We start from the raw sequence: 21783 nt of genomic DNA on the forward strand, positions 1-21783 counted from the left end.
TGATCCTCGAATCGGAGTGGCTAGACCAGAGATTTGCCCTGCGCCTGTCGCGCTCGCATATCCTGCAGATACCTTTCGAAGGGATGCAGCCGCCAGCGCGCCGGGAGCGCCGAGCACAGCACGCCGATCGCCCGCATGATGCGCGCGAACGCCCGTTGCCTGCGCGGACTCCAGGGCAGCCCGAGCTGGTCCCGAAACTCCTGCGGCAGATAGCCGGTCGTGAAGAACCGGTTCGCCCGCCCGAAGATCAGGCGTTCGACCCGGCGATACGGGCCCAGGCCGATGACCTGGTCGAGCAGATAGGCCCGCACCTCGTCATCGACCGACAGCCGCGACAGCATCGAGTGCCAATAGTCCTCGAACGCGGTCCGGTCGCTCGGCCACATATCCGGGCGCATCTGCAGGGTGGTGCCGAATCGTGCTGCGTCCCGGTACAACTCGTCGGCGAACTCGGCATCGAGGTCGCCGTAGAGGAAGGTGAGGGAATCGACGGTGCCGCGGTAGAGGCAGGCCGCGACCCACAACTGCAGCCGCGGATCGAAGGCGTTGTAGCGGACCGCGCTGCCCGGCGCGGACCGCACCTGCCGATGCGACGTGTCGACGGCCGCCCGGTAGGCCGCACGATCCGCCTCGGTGCCGAGCATGGCCACGGCTAAGTAAGTGAGCGTTGTCCGGCCACGCTTCCGTGGGTGGACCGTGTAGCGGCCGCTGTCGACGGTACTTTCCACGACGCCGCGGCCCACCGGCGGAAGGCTCAGTTGCATCACCACATTGGCCGGTCCGCCGAGCAGGGCGGCCGGGCCCGCGAGATAGCGGTGCCGGTGTGGCAGCTCGGTGCCGGAAGTGCGATCCATGCTCAATAAGTTAATGGAAATTCTGCTCAGGCGGTAGGCTTCGACACGAACGTCGGCTCAACCGGAGGTGTGTTTGTGAGGACGAGGTTGCCGTCGGCCGGGCCGCTGCGGCCGCTGACCGATTCGTTCGCGGCGCTGGCCGTCCTGCGCCGGCGCGGCATGGTCGATCCGTCGCGCCCGGGGGACCTGGTCCGCACCGTGCGCGACGCCCGGATCTACGGGCCGTTCGTCACCGTGCTGCGCCACGCCACCCGGCGGCACGGCGCGGCCACGGCGATCATCGATGAGCGCGGCGCACTCACCTTCGACGAGCTGGATCGCCAATCGAACGCTCTCACCAGGGGTTTGGCGGCGGCGGGTATTGCCGTGGGCAGCACGGTCGCGGTGCTGTGCCGCGACCATCGCGGAATGGTGCTGGCCCTGCTGGCCGCCGGCAAGCTCGGCGCTCGGATGGTGCTGATGAACACCGGATTCGCCGGACCGCAGCTCGGCGACGTCGCGGCCCGGGAGCGGGTCGGCGCGCTGCTGCTCGACAGCGAGTTCCTGCCGCTGCTCGCGGCGGTTCCGACGTCGACGCCGCGCATCCTCACCTGGGTGGACGAGTCGGACCCGGTGCCGCCCGGCGCCGTGACGATCGACGGCCTGATCGCCGCCCACCGCGGCGACGAACTGCCCGCCCCCACGCGGCCCGGCGGCACCGTCATCCTCACCAGCGGAACGACCGGAACCCCGAAAGGCGCTCCGCGAGACAAGGTCTCGCCGCTGCAATCGGCCCAGTTCCTCGATCGGGTCCCGCTGCCGCGCGACGACACGATCGTCATGGCGGCGCCCATCTTTCACGGCACCGGACTGTCGCAGTTCACGCTGGGCTGGGCGCTGGGCAACACCATCGTCTTCCAGCAGCGCCGGTTCGACCCGCGGCGGACGCTGGCCGCGGTCGCCGAATACCGCGCGGCCACACTGGTTCTCGTGCCGACCATGCTGCAGCGCATCGTCGATCTCGGCGCGGAGACACTGGCCGCCTACGACACCTCCGCGTTGCGCGTCATCTTCGCGGCCGGGTCGTCGGTCTCCCCGGATCTCGGCCGCCGGACCGCCGCCGCCTTCGGTGACGTGCTCTACAACCTGTACGCCTCCACCGAGGTCGCCGTCGCGGCGGTCGCCACGCCCGAGGACCTGCGCGCGGCCCCGGGCACGGTGGGGCGGCCGCCGGTCGGCTGCCGCGTCGCCCTCTACGACGAGCGCCGCCGCCGGATCACCGAACCCGGCGTGGTCGGCACCATTTTCGTCGCCAGCGGGCTCAGCTTCACCGGCTACACCGACGGCCGCCACAAGGAGATCGTGGACGGCATGCTGAGCAGCGGCGACGTCGGCCACTTCGATGCCGACGGGCGGTTGTTCATCGACGGCCGCGACGACGACATGATCGTCTCCGGCGGCGAGAACGTCTATCCCCTCGAGGTCGAGAACCTCCTCGCCGAACGGCCCGATATCGCCGAGGCCGCCGTCGTCGGCGTGGACGACCGCGATTTCGGGAAACGGTTGCGCGCCTTCGTCGTCCGGCTCGGCGACGCGACCTGCGACGAGCAGGAGATCAAGGCGTACGTCAAGACGCACCTGGCCCGGCACAAGGTGCCGCGCGAGGTCGTCTTCCTGGACGAACTGCCCCGCAACGCGACCGGAAAACTGCTGCGCCGGGTGCTGGAACAGCCGGACCGCCACTGAGCGCGGACCGGGCTACCTATGCGTTACCGATGCGCGATCGGCAGTACCGTGGGAGAACTGCGGATGCGTCCGCTGTCCCGACAACCGGAGGATCCCTATGCACGCCGTGCCGAAAGCCGTTGCCGTAGCCTCGATCACCCTCGCCCTGGGACTTCAGCCCGCCCTCGCCGTCGCCTCCGCCCCCGAATCACCCGCCCCGCGCACCCAGGTAACCGCCCCGTTCGACCCCATCTGCCCCCTCTGCTTCATTCGCGAATTCCTCGAGAGCGGCTCGGCCCATCCCTGAGACGGAGTTTCATTTCGCGGGGCGGCGGGCGGTGACGAGCCAGGCGCGCGAGTCGAAATGGACGCCGTGGTCGGTGTGGTGAGCGGCCAGTGCCGCACGTAGGTTCTCGAGCGCGCGTGTCGCGGCCTCCGGATTCAGCCTTTTCAGGAATTCGGAGGTGTAGGTGAAGCCGCGGACCCAGGACAGGGCGGTGGTGACGTCCGGGCCATAGTAGACCTTTTCGTCGATATCGGTGATCGCGATGTCGATGAATTCCGCGGTGTGCAGGATGTCGCGGATCGTCTGCGGGTCGGCGAGAGCGAACGCATCCGGTCCGGCCGAGTGATCGGGGATCGGTCCTGCCGCGGATTCGAGTGCGCGACGGATCGTCACGTCCCATTCGTTGCGGTCGTGGGCCTGCCACACCAGCATCACCAGTCGCCCGTGCGGGCGCAGGGCCCGGCCGATATTGACGAAGGCGCCAGCCGGGTCGGCGAAGAACATGGTGCCGAATCGGCTGATCGCCAGGTCGAAACGCGCCTGCGGAAAGCGGTGGGACTCGGCGTCGGCATGCTCGAAGGTGATATTGCCGAGTCCCGCCGAGCGGGCCAGCTCGCGTGCGCGGTCGAGCGCTTGTGCCGAGACGTCGACTCCGAGCGCCGTGCCCGACCGAGCCGCACGCGCGGCTTGCCGCGTCGTCTGCCCGGTGCCACACCCGATATCGAGCACGTGGTCGTGCGTTGCGACCGCGGCCGCCCGGCGCAGAATCTCGTTGTGCCGCTCCAGTTCGGCGTCGAAATCGAGGGTGTGCGTGCCCGTCTCGTGTCCCATTGCGCTCCTTCACGGTCGAGGCCGCGGGTGCGGCGCGCCACCCAGCATGGCACCGCGTGTTCCGCCATGGTCGACCACTCGCCGATCTCAGACCGGGGCACGATGTGCGGGGCCCGTGTGCGCGTTAGCTTTCAAGGATGAAGACCTGGGTCCACTGGGCCGTGATACACGGCGGGCCGCGCGCGTATCTGAAGGTGCAGGCGCGGCGGGGCGAGCCGCTCGCCCGGATCATGGTCGATCCCCGTACGCGGGCCAACCCGTACCTGCTCGCCGATCGCATCCGAGCGCGGGGGCGACTGGTGCGCACCCCGTCCACGTGGGTGACGGCCGACCACGGGATCGTCAGACATGTGCTGCGCTCCAACGATTTCGGCGCCGTCGTTCCCGCGCGGCTGAAGCTGCCGAGGCCGCTGCCCGCCCTGATCCGGGCCACGGATCCGCGCCTGCCGAACCCGATCGAACCACCGGCCATGCTCGCGCTCGACCCGCCGGCGCACACCCGGTACCGCAAACTCGTCTCCCAGGAGTTCACGCCGCGCGCCGTCCGGCGGCTGACCGACCGGATCGACGAGGTCACCGGCGAACTGCTCGGCGCGCTGGCCACGCGGCAGCGCGCGGACCTCATCACCGATTTCGCGATGGAACTGCCCGCCGCCATCATCTCCGAGATGCTGGGCATCCCGAAGGAGGTGCGGGCCCGCATGCTCGCGGCGGGCGAAGCGGGCGCGGCTCTCCTCGACACGGGCATACCCTGGCGCTCCTACCACCGCGCCCAGGACGCGCTGCGCGACGCCCGCGAATTCCTGGACGAACATCTCGACCGGCTGCGCGCCGAACCGGGCGACAACATCCTCAGCGCCCTGGTGACCGGCGCACAGCTGTCGAAGGAGGAACTCATGTTCACCACGGCGCTGCTCGCCGGCGCCGGTTTCGAGACGACCGTCAACCTCATCGGCAACGGTGTCGTCGCCCTGCACGAGCATCCCGAACAGCGAGAACTGCTGGCCGCACGACCGGACCTGTGGCCCGGCGCGATCGAGGAGATTCTCCGGTTCGACAGCCCCGTGCAGTGGACCGCGCGTATCGCGCTGCGCGACACGGAGATCGACGGCCGCCGCATCACGCGCGGCGCGCTGATCACGCTGCTGCTCGGCGGCGCGAATCGCGATCCGGAGGTGTTCACCGACCCGGACCGGTTCGACGTGACGCGGGCCAACGCGCGCGAACACGTGTCGTTCTCCAGCGGCGTGCACTCATGCCTGGGCGCCAGCCTGGCGCGCACGGAAGGCGCCATCGCCCTGCGTACCCTGCACGAACGATTTCCCGACCTGCGGATCACCGGCCCGCCGCCGCGCCGCGAACTCGTCAATCTCCGTGGCTACGCCCGCATTCCGGTCCTGCTCGCGGCCCGCAACCGCTCGGCGATCTGAATACTCGCCGCTCCCGGCGGCCGTAGCTCAGGTGAGGCGGCGGATTTCGCCGGCGACGAGGTCGGGTTCGGAGACGAGCACGTAGTGGTCGGATCGCTCGGCGACGACGTGGCGGCCGTGCGGGGAGCGGGCCGCACTGCGGGCGTGCGCGTCGTTGAGGGTGGCGCGGAGCTGTGCGTCGACTCCGTTGCCGGGTCGTCCGGCCGAGATGATCGTGACGGCGATATCGCCCAATCGCGGGGGATCATCCCGGAATTCGGCGAGTTCGTCGAGATAGGTGCGCTGCTGGGCGGCGAATGTCCGCATGGCTCGCGCGGTGAAGCCCTCGCGCCGCATGTCCCGGCCCGCGTCCGGGGGCAGCGACGCGGTGATCGACCGGTAGGCGAAGCGCAGCAGTCGCATGCGTGCCGCCAGGATCAGGAAGGCGATGGTTCGGCGTTCGGACTTGCGGAAGGCCTTGCTGAACAACGCGTCCTGCCCCTCGTCGGTCGGATCGACCAGGACCAGCCCGGCGACACGCTGCGGTCGCGCCGCCGCGGCGGCGCGCACGATCGGGCCACCGGCGCTGTGCGCGACCAGCACATACGGTCCCGGCCCGAAGTGGTCGAGCACCTCGCCGAGGTCATCGGCCATCCGGTGCAGCGTTCGCGAACACGGGTCGGGGGCGCTGCGCCCGAGCCCGGACCGGTCGTAGACGATCGCCCGCGACCACTGCCCGGCCAGCGGCTGGACCAGCGCCCACAGCGAGCGGCTGACCGCGGCGCCGGACTCGAACACGACCGTCGGCGCGGTCGACTCCGCCGGTCCGGGCAGCACCATGGCATGCAGCCGGCGTCCGTCGGAGGTCGTGACCCAGACGCTGTCACCCTGGGTGTGATGCTGCTCGGATCGGAACGAGTCGATCTTCGGCACCGGCGCCGTCTCCCTTCGTGAAATGCGTATCCCCTGTGAAAACCCCTGCCGGGCAACCGCTCGGCAGCCTTCCGGCGAATCCCGTCGAACGGGGACGCCGGGTTATTTGGCGTCCCAATAGCATTCGACCACGGCCGTGGTGAAGGGAAAGCGGACGGGCGTGGGCCCGAAGGCGATTCGGCCCGCGGCGTCCGCGGCCGTGGTGATCGCCGCGGCGACGGTCGCGGCCTCCTCGGCGGGGCAGTGCACGATGACCTCGTCGTGCTGGAAGAAGACCAGCTCGGCGCGCAGACCGGCGCTCGTCAGCTCGCGGCGCAGCGCTGCCAGCACCAGCAGCGCCCAGTCGGCGGCGCTGCCCTGCACGACGAAGTTGCGGGTGAAGCGGCCACGAGCCCGGGTCGCGGAGGTGCCGCCGTACCCGCCGTCGCCGGGATCGGGCGCCGGATCCAGGTCCCCGGCCGGCGCAGCGGACACCGGCGGGCAGGTACGGCCGAGCCAGGTGCGCACGAGACGGCCCTCCTCCCCGGCGCGCGCCGCCTCGTCGACGTACGCCATCGCGGCGGGGTAGCGGCGGCGCAGTTCGGCCACGTGGGTGAGGGCGTCACCGGAGGTCTGGCCGTAGATCGCGCCCAGCAGTGCGAGCTTGGCCTGGTCGCGATCGCCGGCGAAGGCGCGGGCCGCCAGATCCGCGTACAGGTCCTCCGCGCGCCCGGCCACCTCCATCAAGCCCGGATCGCGCGAGATGGCGGCGAGGACACGCGGTTCCATCTGATCGGCGTCGGCGACCACCAGCCGCCACCCCGGATCGGCGCGGATGGCCCGCCGGATCACCTTCGGGATCTGCAGTGCCCCACCGCCGTTGGTGGTCCAGCGGCCGGAAACCGTGCCGCCGGGCAGGTATTCGGGACGGAACCGGCCGTCGTGCACCCACTGCTCGAGCCACGACCAGCCGTGGGCGGTGTAGAGGCGGTACAGCGATTTGTACTCCAGCAGTGGCGCGACGGCCGGATGATCGACGGCCTGCAACTCCCATTTGCGGGTCGACTTCAGAAAGATCCCTACGCGCGCAAAGGCTTTCACGATATCGGCGGGGAGATCGGGCCGGACCCGCACCCCGAACGCTCGCGACACCTCGTCGGCCAGTTCGGTCAACCGGCGCGGTTTGGTCCCGCCCGCGAAGCGTTCGCCCAGGAGTTCGTCCAGCAGTGCGCGGTGCAGGTCCGCGCGCCACGGTATCCCGGTGCGGGACATCTCCGCCGCCACGAGCATCCCGGCCGATTCGGCGGCCAGCAGCAGCCGCATGCGCTCGGGATGCTCGGTCCGCGCGGTGCGCTCCACCTGGGCCGCGTAGACCTCCAGCAGGGCGGTGAACTCGTCGGTGTCCGGCGGCAGCGCACGGGAATTCGACTCGAACAGCGCCGGCTGAGTCTCGGCGGTCCGGGCGGGCGCGTCCGGCGGCACCGGCAGGCCGTGCCGCCGCGCCCAGGCGGCCGCGAGCGCCCGGGGCTGGCCCGACTGGCCCTCCTCGTGACCGATCAGCAGGCCCTCCGCGGCCTCGACGTCGTAACAGCGCTCGACTCGTACCCCAGCGCTCAGCAGCCGCCGGTAGACCTCGGCCGACCGCCACACCCACCGTTCGGCCTCGGGCCGCGAGCGCACCGCCGCGGCGAGCGAGGGTTCGCGCAGCACCGGTCCCGCGGGGCGCCCGTCCGCGTCCAGTGCGCACAGGCTCGCCCCGCCGTCGTCCGCCTCCGCCACCGCCCATCGCACGTCCACGAGTCTGGCAGCGCGGAAATCGCCCGCCCGCACGGGTACCGCGGTCGGGGGTTTCGATTGCCAGGAAATGGCTACTCTGCGGGCGTCTCGCACCGGAACTGGGGTGACATGCCGCGCGGGCAGGTTGCTTTCGAGCGAGTAAAGGGTCGGCGATATGGCACCAGGGGGCAATGTGAATCCAGCGCAGCGACTGCTGGCCGATGTCCTGTCGACGGGCTACTCCGTCGACGAGTTCATCGCCCGGCTACGAGTCACCACGATCGTGGACATCGACGCCTGCACCGAACTGCTACCGGTACAGCCCGTCGCGTCGTCCGGACGCCACCGCCGCCCGGACTGACCCGCCGCACCGGCTCAGCCGAGGCCCAGGCTCTTGTTGGACGGCTCGAGCGAATTCGGCGGCGGGGGAATGGTTTCCACGTCCGCCGGGGTGGGCAGGGCGGCGTCGGCGGCGAGACCCTTCTCCGCCGCGGCGGTCCGGATCGCGTCCACGACGAGCAGCAGGGCGGCCCGGCGCGCCGTATTGGTGCGGTAGGCCAGCGAGACCGTGCGGGTGAGCACGTCGCCGAGCGCGACGATGTCCACGCCCGGCGGCCGCAGCGCCAGGCCCAGATCCGACACCAGCGTCACGCCCAGACCGGCCGCGACCATCGCCATCGCGGTGGCCTGCTCCTCCACCTCGTGGTCGATCCGCGGCACCAGCCCGACGGACTGGAACGCCAGGCGGACCGCATGCCCGAAGTTGGAGCGAGCAGGCGCGAGAATCCACGGATGCTCGGCCAGCTCGGCCAGGGTCACGCTGGCCGCCGGCACCGCACCGGCCGGGACGGCGGCGTAGACCCGCTCGACCGCGATGACCGTGCGCTCCAGGCCGCGGTCCCAGGTCGTCGGGTAGTTCGAGTAGTCGAGGACGAACGAGAGATCGAGCGCGCCGTCGCGGACCGCCGCGGCCGTCGCCTCCGGAGCCAGCTCCCGCGTCCGCACGTGGATACCGGGATGAGTGCGCGCGAGGGCGGTCAGCGCGTCGGGGATCAGGCCCGAGGCCACCGACGCCCAGACACCGGCGGTGATCTTCGCCGTCACCGACTCGCCCGCCTCCTCGAGCGCCTGGGTCGCGCGCTCGACCGACGCGAGGATCTCCTCCGCGTGCTCGGCGAGCAGCACCCCGAGATCGGTGAGCTGCACCCGCCGCCCGCGCCGCTCGAACAGCCGGGTGCCGACATCACGCTCCAGCTGCGCCAGTTGCTGGGAGACCGCCGAGGCGGTGTAGTGCAGCGCGGTCGCCGCCGCGGTGATCGTGCCGCGGCGGTGGAGCTCACGCAACATTCGCAGACGAGGCAACGACAAGTCCATGGCACCGAGCCTAAAGGCTGTGCAGGAACGCTGAACACTGCCGTGAATGAACCGTAAATAGACGCGCGCCTACGTGCGACCGCACGCTGGTGACACCGGACGCGAGCCATCGGCCGGGGACGACGAGGTCCGGACGGGAGTCGCGCGACCGGCGATTCCCGGTGGGTGGTGGTTACGGCACGAGTACGAATACGGAGGTGGTTCCCCATGACGATGATGCAGAACCCTGTGGAGGGTACCCAGCAGGCGATCGCCCAAACCGTTCCGACCATCCCCGCCGACCTCACCCCCGTCAGCCGCCGCCCCGAGCCGTACATGCGCCTGCAGTGGACCGATGCGCCCACCGGTGCGGTCGGCTACCTCGTCGTGCACACCCTGCGCGCCGGGCTGGCCACCGGCGGCACCCGGATGCGGGCGGGTTGCACGCTGACCGAGGTCGAGGACCTGGCACGCGGCATGGCCAACAAGACCGCCACCTTCGACCTGCCGATCGGCGGTGCCAAGGGCGGCATCGACTTCGACCCCAAGGACCCGCGCGCCGTCGACGTGCTGGAGCGGTTCTGCGAGGCCATGCGCCCGTGGATCGACTCGCACTGGGTGACCGCGGAGGACCTCGGCGTCCCGCAGCATCTGATCGACGAGGTCTTCGAGAAGCTCGGCCTGGGCCAGAGCTACCACGCCGCGATCCGCCGCGCGGCCGATCCGGCGGCGACCCTGGAACGAGTCCGCAGCGGGCTGAACGCGGTGGTCGAGGGCGGTTTCCTGCTCGGTGACGTGATCGGCGGCTACGGGGTGGCGCACGCCTGCCTCGCCGCCGCCGTCTCCTGGGGGCAGCCGCCCGCCGCGACGACGGTCGCGATCCAGGGCGTCGGCACCATGGGCGGGTCGGCCGCCTACTACCTGCACGAGGCCGGGATGCGGGTCACCACCGTGGCCGACGCCGCCGGCACCCTGCACTGCGCCGACGGGCTGGACATCCCGGCGCTGCTGGCACTGCGCGACGGCTACGGCGAGATCGACCGCGCCCGGCTGCCCGCGGGCGTCGAACAGCTGCCGCGCACCGCGATCCTGTCCGCGGACGTCGATATCCTTGTCCCCGCGGCCATTTCGTACGCGATCACGCCGGACAACTCCTACGATATCCGCGCCCGGATCATCGTGGAGGCCGCGAACGCCGCCACCACGCCGGAGGCGGAGGCCATGCTCGCCGCGCGCGGCGTGCCGGTGCTGCCGGACTTCGTCGCCAATGCCGGTGCGGTGGCCTGGGCCTGGTGGCTGCTGCTCGGTGAGGTCGACGACAACCCGGACAACTCGTTCGACCGGCTGCGCACCATCATGCACGCCAAGGTCGCGCAGTTGCTGGCGGCGTGGACCGACGCGGGCGTCACGCCCCGCGAGACGGGGCACCGCTGGGCCGACGAGCCCTCGCCGCTGCTCGGCCCGGTCGTCATCCCCTGACCGTACGGGCGGATTCGCCCGCACCGGCGGGTTGCCGGGTGAGCAGGCACGTCGGCCGGCCGCTGCCGCGGGGATACCATCGGCGGCTATGGAGGCCGACCGGCGGGTGCTGATCGTCGCGTACGACGATGCGCAGATTCTCGATATCGCGTGTCCCAGTGGGGCATTGGATATGGCGAATCGGGCCGGGGCGCAGCCGCCGTACCGCGTGGACGTGGTCTCGGTGGCGGGGCGCGGCGTGCGGACGTCGGCGGGGATCGTGCTGGGCAGCCGTCCGCTGGAGGCGATCCACGGCCCGCTGGACACGCTGATGGTCGTCGGCGGGGCGGGCACCGAACGGGCCGCCGCCGACCACCACCTGCTCGATCAGGTGCGGCGGCTGGCCCGCCACAGCAGGCGGCTCGCCTCGGTCTGCACCGGCGCGTACGTGCTGGCCGCGGCCGGTCTGCTGGAGCATCGTCGTGTGACCACGCACTGGGGCTACGGCGCGGAGCTGGCCGCCCGGTTCCCGTCGGTGGCCGTCGACACCGCGCCGCTGTACATCCGTGACGGCAACGTCTACACCTCCGCCGGGGTGACCAGCGCCCTGGATCTGACGCTGTCGCTCATCGACGACGATCACGGACCGGCCTTGGCGCGCACGGTCGCTCGCATCCTGGTCACCTATGTGCACCGCCCGGCCGACCAGGAGCAGATCAGTATGTTCCTGGCCGCGGCGCCGCGCGAGGACCGCGTCGTCGGCGACCTGCTGGCCTACGTTGCCGCACACCTCGCCGAGGACCTGTCCCCGGGCGCTCTCGCCGCTCGCGCGGGCCTCAGCACCCGGCAGCTCGCCCGGCTGTTCGCCACCCATGCCGGGACGACGCCCGCACGCGCGGTGCGGGAAGCGCGGGCCGAGGCCGCGGCACATCTGATCCGACGCACCGCGTTACCCATGACGGCCGTCGCCCGGCGTTGCGGATTCGGTTCCGTGCAGACCCTGCGGGCCGCGCTGCGCGCTCGATACGGCATGAACGGCGACACGATGCGCAAGAACACGGACATCCCGATGGCCGGACCCGAAGCCGGGGACGACACTTCGGCAGCGTGACACCATCCCTCTCCCGCCGCCGATTGGTCGGCGGCACAGCCGCACTCGTGGCCACCGGTTTCAGCGTCGCACCGGCATCGGCGCGGCCCGACGACGCCGGGCCCCGAATCGGAATCCTGCTCTACGACGGGTTCAGCCTGCTCGACCCGACCGGACCCGCGGAAGTCCTGTCCCGCGTCCCGGGCGCTCGGGTGACGATGATCGCCGAACGCCGCGGCCCGGTGCGCACCGATACCGGTGATGTCGCGATCGTGGCCGAACAGGCCATCGACGAGGTGGACCGGCTCGACGTCCTGCTGGTCCCGGGGGCGGGGAGACGCGGGAGCACGGCGGTCGCCGGGAACGGTGCTGTGCTGCAATGGATCCGGGATATCGATCGCACGTCGACGTGGACCACCTCGGTCTGTACGGGCGCGGTGGTGCTGGCCGCCGCGGGACTGCTCCGGGGGCGGGAGGCGACCACCTACTGGGCGGCCGGGCCCTACCTCGAATCCACCTACGGCGTCACGTTCGTCTCGCGACGCTACGTCCGATCGGACAAATACCTCACTGCCGCAGGGGTTTCCGCCGGTATCGACATGGCCCTGTATCTGGCGGCCCTGCTCGCCGACGACGACACCGCGCGCGCGATCCAGCTGGGCATCGAATACGATCCGCAACCGCCGTTCGATGCCGGGAACTCCGCCCGCGCCTCGGCCGAACTGCGCGAGCGGGCCCTGTCGCTGCTCGAGCAGTCCGCCGGCTGAGCATCGGGGGCCGAAGGTCCACACGGAGAAGGTCTTCGGACCGCTGCGCCGCGCCGTGGCGGCGGCGGACCGTAGCAGAGATGAACGACGGATCGGTGCGGCGCACCCGGCTCCGGTCGCTGGCGGAGGCGAAGCAGGCAGCGTGGGAGGCAAGGCGGTTGGTGGTGTCGGCGCGGGCCTACGAGCGCAGCGCCCGCGCTCGGCAGCGGCGGGCCACCGAGGCCGCGATTGCGCTGGGTAAGCGGCTCGAGGCTATGCGGAACGCCTGAGCGGGGACTCGGCGGTCTCAGACTTCACGAAACGCCTCGGCGCGGTGGGACAACCGTTCGGCGAACGTTTCCGTCCAGGCCGCCGACTCCGGCTCGTCGGCGACGTCGGGCCTGCGCCGCACGGGCGGCAGGCCCGGGTGGTCGTCGGCGCGCAGCGTCCTGCCGGGCGCCGTGCGCGCGGCCAACAGCCGTACGCCCCACGCGACGTAGGCGTCCACGCCCATGCCCGCGCATTCGGCCGCGTCGCTGAGCTCGAGCCAATCGGCTTCGCCCACCGTCACGGTCACCGTGATATCCCTGGTCGACATGCATCACCACCGTAGTCCTGTCGAGGTCGCCCGCGGACTTCCATAACATGACCCGGCTCGCCGCCGGTCCCACCACCTCTACCACGCGTACCCCGTCACCCCCAAGGCGGGGAGTAGGGGTGTTTCGCGTCCGGGGCAGGCCGTTCCGCCGAGGCCGTCGGCGAGAATCCGCGCCGCCGCGGATTGTTGTATGTGTGAGCCCGAGGCGAATTCCGCTGTGACTGCTCCGGTTATCCGGCGCGAGCGGGTTGCCCGGTGTCGATACCGCTTAACGTGCGCTGAGCACAGCGGACGTGGCGCGGAAGGTGGCACAGGGAGTGGTCGGTACCCGGGCGAAGCTCGACGAACTGGTGAAACTGATGGCGGTCGCGACCGAACCGGCGGGGCAGGCCGGGATCGAGAAGCGGCGGAAGAAGGGCATTCCCAGTGTTCGGCAGCGCATCGAGATGCTGCTGGACCGGGGGACCTTCATCGAGACCGGCGCGCTGGCCCGGCAGCCCGGCGATCCGAACGCCCTCTACGGTGACGGCCTGGTCACCGGTCGCGGGCTGATCGACGGCCGGCCGGTGGTCGTGATCGCGCACGACCAGACGGTGTACGGCGGGTCGGTCGGCGTCACGTCGGCGCGAAAGTTCGTGCGCGCCTTGCGCTTGGCGTTCGACAACGCCTGCCCGGTGGTGACGATCAACGACTCCGGTGGCGCGCGCATCCAGGACGCGGTCGGGTCGATCGCGTCGTTCGGCGACATCTCGCGGGCGCTGGAGCGGCTGTCCGGGTATGTGCCGCAGGTGTCGATCATTCTGGGCAAGTGCGCCGCGGGCTCGGTGTACGGGCCGATCAACACCGATGTGCTGATCGGCACCGAGCAGTCCTACATGTTCGTCACCGGGCCCGAGGTGATCAAGGCGGTCAACGGCGAGGACATCTCGGCCGAGGAACTCGGCGGCGCGAAGGTGCAGGCCGAGCGCGGCACCCTGCACCACGTCGCGGCGACCGAGCAGGAAGCCTACGACTGGGCCCGCGCCTATCTGAGCTACTTCCCGTCGAGCTGTCTCGAACTGCCGCCGATCGTCAATCCGGGCCTGGAACCGGAGATCACCGACACCGACCGGGAACTCGACCGGATCATCCCGGATTCCGACCGTGCCGGGTACGACATGCACGAGATCCTGCTGCGCATCTTCGACGACGGCGAATTCCACGAGGTCCGTGCCGCTTTCGCGCCGAACCTGATCACCGGATTCGCCCGGGTGGACGGCTTCCCGGTCGGCGTGATCGCCAATCAGCCGCTGGTGCTGGGTGGTTCGATCGACGCCGCCTGCTCGGACAAGGCGACCTATTTCATCCGGTTGTGCGACGCCTTCGATATTCCGCTGGTGTTCGTGGCGGACACGCCGGGTGTGCTGCCGGGCCTCGAGGAGGAACGCAACGGCGTCATCATCCGCGGCGGGCGGGTGCCGCGGGCGATCATCGAGGCGACGGTGCCGATCGTCAATCTCGTGGTGCGCAAGTCCTACGGCGGCGCCTACGGCATGATGGCCGCCCGGCAGGTGGGCGCCGACCTCAGCCTGGCCTGGCCGACGGCGCGCATCGCGGTGATCGGCGCGGAGAGCGCGGTCGATCTGGTCGGCAAGCGGCAGCTGGCGGCGGTGCCGGACGAACACCGGGAAGCGACGCGCCAGTTCCTGATCAACCAGTACAACGAGACCGTCGCGACGCCGTGGATCGCCGCCGAGCGCGGGTACATCGACGCGGTCATCGAACCGTCGCACACCCGCCTGGAGATCCGCCGCGCCCTGCGCCTGCTGCGCGACAAGCGCCCGGTGCTGCCGGTCGCCAACCCGCGCAAGCATCCGCTGTATCCGATGTGAGCTGCCTCAGGAGACCGGGACCCGCCGCCCGGTGTCCGCCGCGGCGCGCACGGCGTCGAGCAGCCGGTGCGCGCGGACGCCGTCGCCGAAGGTGGGGACCGTCGCGGCGTCGGTCCGGATGTCCTGTGCCAGAGCCGAATACAGGCGCGCGACATTGCCGGACTCGTTGTCGAGCGGAGTCGCCGCCAGCGGGTCGTCGCAGTCGAGGGGCTGCCACTCGCCGCCCCGGGAGCCCAGCAGGCGCAGCTCGCTCAGTGAGATGCCGCCCGGCCCGCCGGCGCCGGAGACGATCGCCAGATCCCCTGCCGTGCCCGCGATTTCGATCCGGGTGCGGCCGTTGGTCGCCTTGGAGTCGTGGATGTGGGCCGATACCACCACACCCGCGGCCGTAGCGGCGTCGAGCAGCAGGTGGCCCGGACTCGTCACGGCGACGGCGCCGACTCCTTCGACGATCGCCCGGGACTGGTGGCGGGCGAGCCGGGCGGACACGTCGGTGAACTCGCCGACCACGTATTCGACCGCGTCGAGCGTGTGGCCGCCGAGGACCTCCACGACGCCCGCGCCATTGCGCCGATCCAGGGTGTAGGCCGCCCAATCCGGTACCTCGGTGCCCGCACCCAGATGCCGGGCGGAGTACACGGTGGCCGAAACGACCTCTCCCACATAGCCTTCCGCCAGCAAGCGGCGAGCGCGCGCCAGGGCGGGGGAGTATCGGGTCTGCAAGCCGACCGCATGGTGGACGCCCGCGGCGGTGGCCAGCCGGGTCAGCTCGTCGGCCTCGGCGGTGTTCAGTGCCAGCGGCCATTCGCAGTAGACGTGCTTGCCCGCCGCCAGCGCCAGGCGGATCAGTTCCGCGTGCGCGGGCACCTTCACCGTGATCGCGACCAGATCGACGCCGGGATCCTCCGCGAGCCCGCGCGGATCGGCGTAGCCGTGTGCCGCGCCGAACAGCCGCGCCGCCCGCTCGGCACTCTCGAGGCGGCTGGTGCCGACCGCGGTGATCCGGTAGTCCGGGAGCGCCTGCAATGCGGGCACGTGCGCGCGCACCGCCCAGCCGCGATCGGGGCTGGCCCCGACGATGCCCACTCGAATGGAATCCATGGTCGCTCCCTCGTATAAACGGACCTTACGAGTCCGTTTATACCGAAGCGGACTCGATGAGTCCAGTTGCTAAGCTGGCGGGCGTGACCAGCGCCGTCGATCGACTACTCGCCGCCGAGCCCGGGACGGGCCCGCGCGCCGACGCCCGCCGGAATCTCGAACGCCTGGTCGTGGCGGCGCGGTCCGCGCTGGCCGAGGTCGGTGTCGAGGTCACCGCGCAGGAGATCGCCCAGCGCGCGGGAGTCGGCAAGGGCACCTTCTATCGGCGGATCCCCTCGCGGGAGGCGCTGCTGCAGGTGGTTCTGGAAGAGGTGCTGGGGGAGACGATCGCGACGGCCGACCGTGCGATCGCGGACCCCGACCCGTGGCGCGGGTTCGTGGACTTCGCCCGCGTGTACGTGCGGCTGCGCGCCGAGAGCTGTGGCGCGAACGAGGCGCTGGGCGGCGCGGGCATTCCGGGGCTGGATCGCCTGCTGGCTGAAATACGTACGCGGATCAGGACTCTCGTGGCGGCCGCGCAGCGCGCCGGCGCGCTGCGCGCCGACATCACCTGGGAGGACGTGGCTTTCCTGCTCGCGGGCGTCTCGACCGACGCGCACACCCTCGGCCTGCGCAGCGCCGAGGATCAGTGGAGCCGCAATCTGCGGATAGTTCTCGACGGACTCCGGGAGCGAAATCGAGTCGGCACCGCGTCGAACGCCGTCTAGCATCGGCCCGGTGACGAACGAGGTCAACAGGCAGTGGATCCTGCGCCGCCGACCGGACGGGCCGGTGCGCGACGAGGATTTCGAGCTGCGGCACAACCCGATTCCCGTCCCGGGCCCGGGTGAGGCACTGGTCCGGGTGCGATGGCTGAGCATCGATCCGACCCAGCGCGGCTGGCTGAACGACGCCGAGAACTACATCGATGCCGTGCCGCTGGGCGAGGTGATGCGCGGCGGCGGTGTCGGACAGGTCGTTTCCTCCGACGCGGCGGCGCTCCCCGTGGGCAGCTGGGTCGCCGGAATGGTGGGCTGGCAGGACTACGTCGTCGCCGCCGAGGGTGGGCTGTTCGGTGTGAACGCCGTCCCCGAGGGGGTGCCGCCGAAGCTGATGCTCAGCGTCTTCGGCGCGCCGGGACTGACCGCCTACTTCGGCATGGTGGATGTCGGCCGCGCGGAATCCGGGCAGACGGTGCTGGTGTCGGCGGCGGCGGGCGCGACCGGTTCGCTGGCCGGTCAGATCGCGAAAGCGCTGGGCTGCAAGGTGATCGGCATCGCGGGCGGTCCGGCGAAATGCTCCTGGCTCACCGGTACGGCCGGTTTCGACGCCGCGATCGACTACCGCGGCGACGATATCGACGCCCGCCTGCGTGACCTGGCCCCGGAGGGCGTGGACGTGTTCTTCGACGGTGTGGGCGGCGACATTCTCGAACACGGCCTCGCGCACCTCGCGTCCCGCGCCCGGATCGTGCTGGCGGGGGCCGTGTCGTCGGGATACCGCGGCGTCGACCCGCCTCGTGGGCCACGCAACTATATGCAGATCGCGCTGCGGCGGGCCCGCATGGAGGGCTTCATCTTCCTCGACTACCTCGACCGATTCCCCGAAGCCTTCGCGGCCCTGCTCGGCTGGTACCGGCAGGGCGAACTGACCGTCGCCGAAACCGTCGGCGCCGGACTGGAATCCGCCCCGGGCGCCCTGCGCTCGCTGTTCGAGGGCGGCAACCTGGGCAAGCAACTGGTCGAGGTGTGACCGCCGCCGACACCAGTATGTCGACCGATGCGGGTACTGATAGGCCCGGCCATACCTTCGTGTTCGTGAGAGCCGCCGCGACCACGCGGCGGCCGGGCAGAGGAGATGACCGGAGATGACCGCACACCCGCACCAGGATCCGCAGCTCGCCGCGCTGAATCGGCTCGTCGGCACCTGGAAGGTCACCGGCGGCGCCGAGGGCGTCGTCACCTACCGCTGGATGACCGGCGGGCACTTCCTGATCCAGGACGTCGAACTGGAGCAGTACGGGGAGCGGATCGAGGGCATCGAGGTGATCGGGCGCGAGCGGCCCTACGGGGCGGACGCACCGAGCGCCGACATCAAGAGCCGCTTCTACGGCAACAAGGGCGACACCCTCGACTACGTGTACGAGGTGGAGGGCGACGTGCTCACCATCTGGTGCGGCGAGAAGGGCTCCCCGGCCTATCTGCGATCCACGTTCGACGCGACCGGGGACGTGCTGAGCGGCGCCTGGGTGTACCCGGGCGGCGGCGGTTACGAGAGCACCTCGATCCGCGTCGCGCCGGGACAACCCGCCCGGTAGCGAACGGTCCCGGCCGCACGCCTGCGAGCAGTGGTGGCCCCGAACCGGATTGTTACTGTTCTCCTGTGGTGCTCGGGCGTGCGGAGGAGCTGGCGCGGATCGACCGGCTGCTGGCCGCCGCCCGCGACGGGACCGGGGGAGCGCTGGTGCTCCGCGGCGACGCGGGAATCGGGAAGACGGTGCTGCTCGACCACGCGGCGCGGGTGGCCGTCGGCATGCGGGTGCTGCGCGGCGTGGGCATCGAATCCGAGGTGTCGGTGCCCTTCGCCGGTCTGCATCTGCTGCTGCATTCCTGTCTCGATCGTGTCGAGGCCCTGCCGGAACCGCAGGCGCGGGCACTGCGCGCGGCCTTCGGTCTCGGCGAGAGCGGCGGCGGGCGGTTCCTGATCGGCGCCGCCACCCTGTCGCTGCTGTCCGAGCTGGCCGGGGACGGACCGGTGGCCTGCCTGATCGACGATGCCCACTGGTTCGATCCGGCGTCGCTGGACGCCCTGCTGTTCGCCGCCCGCCGGCTCGGGCAGGAACCGGTGGCCGTGCTGTTCGCCGTGCGCGAGGGCGCGGGGCACTTCCCTGCGGCCGGGCTGGACACGCTGGCGTTGCCCGCTCTGGACCGTGCGGGTGCGACGGCCCTGCTCGACCGGCGCGCCCACGATCTCGCCGATCCGATGCGGGCGCGGATTCTCGCCGAGGCACGCGGAAACCCGCTCGCCATCATCGAATTCACCGCCGCGCTGACCGGCCGCGGCGGCGGGGGCTGGTCGCTGCCCGTCGAACCGTTGCCCGTGGCGCGGCAGGTGCAGGACGCCTTCCGCGCCCGGATCGGCGAACTGCCCGATGCCGCACAGCGGATGCTGGTGCTCGTCGCGGCCGACGACACGGCCGACCCGGCGGTCGTCGTGCGCGCCGGGGAACGGCTCGGACTGACCGCCGCCGACCTCGAACCGGCCGAGCGCGCCACCTTGCTCGAATTGTCCGCCCGCGCAATCGCGTTCCGGCATCCGCTCATTCGCGCCGCCGCCTACCAGGGCGCACCCCGCGGCTGGCGACTCGCCGCCCACCGAGCCCTCGCCGACACCCTCACCGAGCGGCCGTACGCCGATCGCCGGGCCTGGCATCTGGCCGCGGCCGCCACCGGACCGGACGAAATCGCCGCGGCCGCACTGGAAACGGCCGCGCGGCGAGCCCAGCGGCGCGGCGGATCCTCGGCCGTGGCGCTCGCGCTCGAACGCAGCGCCGAGCTGAGCGCCGACCCGGACCGCCGCGGCCGCCGCCTGGTCGGCGCCGCCCGCGCGGCCTACGACGCCGGTGAACTCGACCGCGCCACCGGCTGTGCCACGGCCGCGGCCGATCTCACCAGCAGCGCGGACGCGCTCGCCGAGGCCACCTGGATACGGGCGCAGCTCGCCTACGAACGCGAATCGCCCGCGGCGGCCGCCGAGCTGATGGTGCGGGGCGCCGCGCCGATCGTGGAAACGCTACCGGCGCAAGCTGTCTCGATGCTGACCGACGCGATCGGGTGCGCCAAGGACGGCGGCGCGCACGACCTGGTGCGGGCCGCCGCCCGGTTGCTCGCCGCCGTCCCTCTCGAACCCGGCTCCGAGCTACGCCCGGTGGTCGACGGAATGACAGGGCTGGCAGTGCTTTTCGACGGAGACGCCGCCGCGGGCTACACCGACATGCGCGCGTTCGTCGCCGCCGCGCGGGAGGGCCGCTCGGTCGGCCGGGTGGAGCTGGTGCTGGCGGGCTACCTGGCGCTGATCGTCGACGATTGCGCCGCGATCGAGATACTGACCGGCCTGGTCGCCGACGCCCGCCGATCCGGCGCGCTGGGCTGGCTGCCCTACGCGCAGGAACCGCTCGCCATCGCGCTGCTGCTACGCGGCCGGTTCCGCGACGCCGAGGCCGCGGTGACCGAGGCCCTGTCGGTGTCCGCGGATCTCGGCCAGGACACCAAGACGATGACCATGAGCGCCATTCCGGCATGGCTGGCCGCCGTCGCCGGAGATGCCGCCGCATGCCGTACCCACGCGGAAACCATGCTGCGCAACCGGACTCGCCACCCCACCAATGCCGCCCTGGCCACCTGGGCGCTGGGCCTGCTCGAACTCGGCGCCGGACGGTTCGAGGCCGCCGCCGACCACCTGGACGCGGTGTGCGCCGGCCCGGCCCGCCGCGACTTCCTCGTCCGCGCTGTTCCCGATCACGTCGAAGCGGCCGTGCGCAGCGGCCGGACCGCCTGCGCGGCACGCTATCTGGACACCCTGACCGACTGGGCCGAGCACACCGGGCAGCCCGCCGCGGCCGCCCTGGTCCACCGCTGCCGGGCCCTGCTGTCCGCCGACCCCGAAACCCATTACCGCGCAGCGCTACTGCGCCACGACGAGGACGACTGCCCGTACGACCACGCCCGCACCGCACTGCTGTACGGCGAGTGGCTGCGCCGCCAACGCCGCCGCACGGACGCCCAGGCTCGGCTGACCGCGGCCCTGCACGCCTTCGAACGGCTGGGCGCCGCGGGCTGGGCCGAGCGGGCGCGCGCCGAACTGGCCGCCCTGGGCGATCGGCCGGTCGCCCGGCCCCACGACCACGATCCGACCGCCCGGCTCACACCCCAGGAACTCCAGGTCGTCCGGTTGGCGGCCGCCGGGCTCAGCAACCGCGACATCGCCGCCCAGCTGTTCCTCAGTCCCCGCACGGTCGGCCACCACCTGTACCGCGCCTATCCGAAACTCGGTGTCACCAAGCGCACCGAGCTCGCCCGGCTCGCCCTGTGACGGTCAGCCGCGCCGCAATCCGGTGAAGGTGACGGCCAGCGCCAGCAGGCGGTCGGTGAGGACCAGGGGGTCGGGTTCGCGCTCGCGGTCGGCGAGCAGCCAGTCGTCGATGACCGCCATGACCCCGCCGACCACGAAGGTTCCGGCGATCGCCGCGTCCGGCGGGGGCAGGGTGTCCAGGATCGGCACCGGGGTCTGGCGGTGCAACTGCTCGAAGGATCGGATGGCGGCGGTACGGAGGGCGAAATTGCACGAACCGGTGACCAGCGCCCGATAGAAGCGGTGGTACCCGGCCAGATGCCGGGCGGCCGCCAGTACCCGGGCCCGCAACGTGTCGATGCCGAGATCGGGGAACAGCGGATACAGCTCGCGCTCGGCCAGATCCATCGCGGCCGCGGCGAGCAGCGAATCGCGGTCACCGAACTGCAGATACACCACCTGCCTGCTGACGCCCGCCGCATCGGCGAGGTCGGTGACCGCGATCGATGTCGTGCCGCGTTCGGATACCAGCCGCACCGCGGCGGCCAGCAGAGCCGCGCGGGTGCGTTGCACACGGCGGTCGCCGACGGCCGTGACCTGCGAAGACTCGGACGCCATGGCTTCAAGATAGACAGCTGTGAGAAAATTGACAAGTGTAAAACAGAGTATTAAATTCTCCGGCGAGTGCAAGAAGGTACTCGAAGCTTTGCCAACCGGCCCAGGTCGCCCGAGTAGTACAGCCCCG

The 21783-nt window shown here is 71.3% G+C and carries 21 protein-coding genes; 13 read left to right on the forward strand and 8 right to left on the reverse strand.

Annotated elements, in window-relative coordinates:
* Positions 1-20 precede the first annotated feature (20 nt).
* Positions 21-854: an oxygenase MpaB family protein gene (locus ACFMRZ_RS03820; RefSeq protein WP_400177933.1), complete on the reverse strand. Its 834-nt coding sequence runs from the start codon at positions 852-854 to the stop codon at positions 21-23.
* Between the two features lie 75 nt (positions 855-929).
* Here ACFMRZ_RS03820 and ACFMRZ_RS03825 point away from each other — a divergent pair, with 75 nt between their 5' ends.
* Both ACFMRZ_RS03825 and ACFMRZ_RS03830 read left to right on the forward strand, forming a co-directional pair.
* Complete coding sequence (locus ACFMRZ_RS03825; protein ID WP_400177934.1) at positions 930-2579, forward strand: acyl-CoA synthetase; 1650 nt, start codon at positions 930-932, stop codon at positions 2577-2579.
* A gap of 97 nt (positions 2580-2676) precedes the next feature.
* The gene (locus ACFMRZ_RS03830) at positions 2677-2865 is read left to right on the forward strand and encodes a hypothetical protein (RefSeq protein ID WP_280274249.1); all 189 of its coding nucleotides are present in this window, start codon (positions 2677-2679) and stop codon (positions 2863-2865) included.
* Positions 2866-2874: 9 nt separating this feature from the next.
* Here ACFMRZ_RS03830 and ACFMRZ_RS03835 read toward each other — a convergent pair whose 3' ends face one another.
* Positions 2875-3675 carry a class I SAM-dependent methyltransferase gene (locus tag ACFMRZ_RS03835; protein WP_400177935.1) on the reverse strand — a complete coding sequence of 267 codons (801 nt, stop codon included), beginning with the start codon at positions 3673-3675 and terminating at the stop codon, positions 2875-2877.
* 137 nt (positions 3676-3812) lie between these two features.
* On the opposite strand from ACFMRZ_RS03835, the gene ACFMRZ_RS03840 reads away from it, so the two are divergent.
* A complete protein-coding gene (locus tag ACFMRZ_RS03840) occupies positions 3813-5105 on the forward strand; it encodes a cytochrome P450 (protein ID WP_400177936.1) in 1293 nt (430 codons plus the stop codon).
* A 27-nt stretch (positions 5106-5132) separates the two neighbouring features.
* Here ACFMRZ_RS03840 and ACFMRZ_RS03845 read toward each other — a convergent pair whose 3' ends face one another.
* Complete coding sequence (locus tag ACFMRZ_RS03845) at positions 5133-6017, reverse strand: alpha/beta fold hydrolase (RefSeq protein ID WP_400177937.1); 885 nt, start codon at positions 6015-6017, stop codon at positions 5133-5135.
* A gap of 102 nt (positions 6018-6119) precedes the next feature.
* Complete coding sequence (locus ACFMRZ_RS03850) at positions 6120-7787, reverse strand: bifunctional 3'-5' exonuclease/DNA polymerase (RefSeq protein WP_400177938.1); 1668 nt, start codon at positions 7785-7787, stop codon at positions 6120-6122.
* A gap of 178 nt (positions 7788-7965) precedes the next feature.
* Here ACFMRZ_RS03850 and ACFMRZ_RS03855 point away from each other — a divergent pair, with 178 nt between their 5' ends.
* Positions 7966-8133 (forward strand): hypothetical protein, encoded by a 168-nt coding sequence (locus tag ACFMRZ_RS03855; protein WP_280274254.1) that lies wholly within the window; start codon positions 7966-7968, stop codon positions 8131-8133.
* A 14-nt stretch (positions 8134-8147) separates the two neighbouring features.
* Here ACFMRZ_RS03855 and ACFMRZ_RS03860 read toward each other — a convergent pair whose 3' ends face one another.
* Positions 8148-9146, reverse strand: coding sequence for a LysR family transcriptional regulator (locus ACFMRZ_RS03860; protein ID WP_280274255.1), 999 nt, complete (start codon positions 9144-9146; stop codon positions 8148-8150).
* Between the two features lie 207 nt (positions 9147-9353).
* On the opposite strand from ACFMRZ_RS03860, the gene ACFMRZ_RS03865 reads away from it, so the two are divergent.
* The 4 genes from ACFMRZ_RS03865 to ACFMRZ_RS03880 all read left to right on the forward strand — a co-directional run bounded on the left by ACFMRZ_RS03865 (position 9354) and on the right by ACFMRZ_RS03880 (position 12709).
* On the forward strand, positions 9354-10604 hold the full coding sequence (locus ACFMRZ_RS03865; protein ID WP_400177939.1) for a Glu/Leu/Phe/Val dehydrogenase dimerization domain-containing protein: 1251 nt from the start codon (positions 9354-9356) through the stop codon (positions 10602-10604).
* 88 nt (positions 10605-10692) lie between these two features.
* A complete protein-coding gene (locus ACFMRZ_RS03870; RefSeq protein WP_400177940.1) occupies positions 10693-11694 on the forward strand; it encodes a GlxA family transcriptional regulator in 1002 nt (333 codons plus the stop codon).
* On the forward strand, positions 11691-12440 hold the full coding sequence (locus tag ACFMRZ_RS03875) for a DJ-1/PfpI family protein (RefSeq protein ID WP_400177941.1): 750 nt from the start codon (positions 11691-11693) through the stop codon (positions 12438-12440). The genes ACFMRZ_RS03870 and ACFMRZ_RS03875 overlap by 4 nt, the downstream gene beginning before the upstream one ends.
* Before the next feature lie 80 nt (positions 12441-12520).
* Complete coding sequence (locus ACFMRZ_RS03880; RefSeq protein ID WP_280274258.1) at positions 12521-12709, forward strand: hypothetical protein; 189 nt, start codon at positions 12521-12523, stop codon at positions 12707-12709.
* 17 nt (positions 12710-12726) lie between these two features.
* Here ACFMRZ_RS03880 and ACFMRZ_RS03885 read toward each other — a convergent pair whose 3' ends face one another.
* The gene (locus ACFMRZ_RS03885) at positions 12727-13017 is read right to left on the reverse strand and encodes a hypothetical protein (RefSeq protein WP_400177942.1); all 291 of its coding nucleotides are present in this window, start codon (positions 13015-13017) and stop codon (positions 12727-12729) included.
* 359 nt (positions 13018-13376) lie between these two features.
* Between ACFMRZ_RS03885 and ACFMRZ_RS03890 the strand changes: the two genes are divergently transcribed.
* Positions 13377-14888: an acyl-CoA carboxylase subunit beta gene (locus ACFMRZ_RS03890; protein WP_400182759.1), complete on the forward strand. Its 1512-nt coding sequence runs from the start codon at positions 13377-13379 to the stop codon at positions 14886-14888.
* Positions 14889-14894: 6 nt separating this feature from the next.
* On the opposite strand, the gene ACFMRZ_RS03895 is transcribed toward ACFMRZ_RS03890, so the two are convergent.
* On the reverse strand, positions 14895-15989 hold the full coding sequence (locus tag ACFMRZ_RS03895) for a Gfo/Idh/MocA family protein (protein ID WP_400177943.1): 1095 nt from the start codon (positions 15987-15989) through the stop codon (positions 14895-14897).
* Between the two features lie 83 nt (positions 15990-16072).
* On the opposite strand from ACFMRZ_RS03895, the gene ACFMRZ_RS03900 reads away from it, so the two are divergent.
* From ACFMRZ_RS03900 to ACFMRZ_RS03915, 4 genes are all read left to right on the forward strand, one after another.
* Positions 16073-16696: a TetR/AcrR family transcriptional regulator gene (locus ACFMRZ_RS03900; protein ID WP_400177944.1), complete on the forward strand. Its 624-nt coding sequence runs from the start codon at positions 16073-16075 to the stop codon at positions 16694-16696.
* A 10-nt stretch (positions 16697-16706) separates the two neighbouring features.
* The gene (locus ACFMRZ_RS03905; protein ID WP_400177945.1) at positions 16707-17720 is read left to right on the forward strand and encodes an NADP-dependent oxidoreductase; all 1014 of its coding nucleotides are present in this window, start codon (positions 16707-16709) and stop codon (positions 17718-17720) included.
* A gap of 115 nt (positions 17721-17835) precedes the next feature.
* Positions 17836-18285 carry a hypothetical protein gene (locus ACFMRZ_RS03910; protein WP_400177946.1) on the forward strand — a complete coding sequence of 150 codons (450 nt, stop codon included), beginning with the start codon at positions 17836-17838 and terminating at the stop codon, positions 18283-18285.
* Positions 18286-18350: 65 nt separating this feature from the next.
* Entirely contained in the window at positions 18351-21059 is a 2709-nt protein-coding gene (locus ACFMRZ_RS03915) for an ATP-binding protein (RefSeq protein WP_400177947.1), read from the forward strand.
* Positions 21060-21062: 3 nt separating this feature from the next.
* Here ACFMRZ_RS03915 and ACFMRZ_RS03920 read toward each other — a convergent pair whose 3' ends face one another.
* Positions 21063-21656, reverse strand: a complete 594-nt coding sequence (locus tag ACFMRZ_RS03920) for a TetR family transcriptional regulator (RefSeq protein WP_280274457.1) — start codon at positions 21654-21656, stop codon at positions 21063-21065.
* Positions 21657-21783: the final 127 nt, after the last annotated feature.

The organism is Nocardia sp. N2S4-5 (assembly GCF_044628355.1).
Taxonomy (GTDB): Bacteria; Actinomycetota; Actinomycetes; order Mycobacteriales; family Mycobacteriaceae; genus Nocardia; species Nocardia wallacei_B.

Coding starts and splice junctions, on each gene's coding strand:
- ACFMRZ_RS03880 (WP_280274258.1), top strand. CDS start 12,521: ATGAACGACGGATCGGTGCGGCGCACCCGGCTCCGGTCGCTGGCGGAG.
- ACFMRZ_RS03830 (WP_280274249.1), top strand. CDS start 2,677: ATGCACGCCGTGCCGAAAGCCGTTGCCGTAGCCTCGATCACCCTCGCC.
- ACFMRZ_RS03860 (WP_280274255.1), bottom strand. CDS start 9,146: ATGGACTTGTCGTTGCCTCGTCTGCGAATGTTGCGTGAGCTCCACCGC.
- ACFMRZ_RS03885 (WP_400177942.1), bottom strand. CDS start 13,017: ATGTCGACCAGGGATATCACGGTGACCGTGACGGTGGGCGAAGCCGAT.
- ACFMRZ_RS03820 (WP_400177933.1), bottom strand. CDS start 854: ATGGATCGCACTTCCGGCACCGAGCTGCCACACCGGCACCGCTATCTC.
- ACFMRZ_RS03890 (WP_400182759.1), top strand. CDS start 13,377: ATGGCGGTCGCGACCGAACCGGCGGGGCAGGCCGGGATCGAGAAGCGG.
- ACFMRZ_RS03910 (WP_400177946.1), top strand. CDS start 17,836: ATGACCGCACACCCGCACCAGGATCCGCAGCTCGCCGCGCTGAATCGG.
- ACFMRZ_RS03870 (WP_400177940.1), top strand. CDS start 10,693: ATGGAGGCCGACCGGCGGGTGCTGATCGTCGCGTACGACGATGCGCAG.
- ACFMRZ_RS03865 (WP_400177939.1), top strand. CDS start 9,354: ATGACGATGATGCAGAACCCTGTGGAGGGTACCCAGCAGGCGATCGCC.
- ACFMRZ_RS03895 (WP_400177943.1), bottom strand. CDS start 15,989: ATGGATTCCATTCGAGTGGGCATCGTCGGGGCCAGCCCCGATCGCGGC.
- ACFMRZ_RS03920 (WP_280274457.1), bottom strand. CDS start 21,656: ATGGCGTCCGAGTCTTCGCAGGTCACGGCCGTCGGCGACCGCCGTGTG.
- ACFMRZ_RS03835 (WP_400177935.1), bottom strand. CDS start 3,675: ATGGGACACGAGACGGGCACGCACACCCTCGATTTCGACGCCGAACTG.
- ACFMRZ_RS03840 (WP_400177936.1), top strand. CDS start 3,813: ATGAAGACCTGGGTCCACTGGGCCGTGATACACGGCGGGCCGCGCGCG.